This is a genomic window from Marivita geojedonensis (assembly GCF_002115805.1).
In the GTDB taxonomy this organism is placed as follows: domain Bacteria; phylum Pseudomonadota; class Alphaproteobacteria; order Rhodobacterales; family Rhodobacteraceae; genus Marivita; species Marivita geojedonensis.
This window is the reverse complement of the sequence record NZ_JFKC01000070.1, coordinates 1-767: the sequence shown is the minus strand read 5'-3', so window position 1 is coordinate 767 and position 767 is coordinate 1. Positions and strand designations below refer to the sequence as shown.

At 56.1% G+C, this 767-nt stretch carries 1 protein-coding gene and 1 pseudogene; one reads left to right on the top strand and one right to left on the bottom strand.

Annotated elements, in window-relative coordinates:
* Positions 1 to 306: pseudogene (locus tag MGEO_RS21050) on the bottom strand (oxidoreductase); the annotation flags it as partial.
* A gap of 237 nt (positions 307 to 543) precedes the next feature.
* Here MGEO_RS21050 and MGEO_RS21045 point away from each other — a divergent pair.
* Positions 544 to 767 (top strand): Arm DNA-binding domain-containing protein (locus tag MGEO_RS21045; RefSeq protein WP_143746344.1); only part of this gene is annotated, 224 nt, incomplete at its 3' end.

Sequence of the window (767 nt, the reverse complement as noted above, 5' to 3'; positions counted from 1 at the left end):
TGTCACTTCAACAGCGTTGCGCACATCGTCTGCTGACAGCTCGGCAATGGGTCCGCGCACCCGGGCAGACGGATTATAAATCACGACCCGGGGCGCTTCAGGTAGACTGTCGAACAGGGCGGCCACAGCCTCTTCATCGGTGGCGTCGAGTTGCACCTCGCGCGCACCCAACGCCACTGCGAGTGGTCCCATCTTGTCCAAAGTTCTGGCAGCCAAGGTCAGCGCATAGTCGGGTGCAAGGTTGCGGGCCACTGAAGCAGAGAGCCCATCTCCCACTCCGATGATGACAGCATGCGGTTTGGTCATCGAAATTCCTCCCCCAGTGTTCAGCAGATACTTGACCTCCGAACGAGCATGAAATACCCCGTACCACGTTGAGCGGGCGTTGTGTAATGGTAAGACCTCAGCCTTCCAAGGAAATGTCATACGTCGCACGCTGTCGCATGGAGACATTAAGCATTTCATTTTGTTGATTTCTTCGTCGCCTCCTGCATCATGTTGGCACCTCCCGTATGATGCTGTTCCCGACAAAAAACCGACAAAATGCCAAAGCTCACAGAGACCTATGCAAAGAAGCTTCCCCAGGCGGCCACAGGTACCCAGAAGCATTGGGACAACGAAGTTAAGGGCCTTGTGCTCTTCGTCGGTAAGCGAGCGAAGACGTGGTACTTCCAGAAAGATGTCGGTGGGCAAACCAGACGTATCTTGATCGGGCGGTATCCGACGATTTCGGCGAGCGCCGCGCGACAGACGGCACTAGGGTCAGG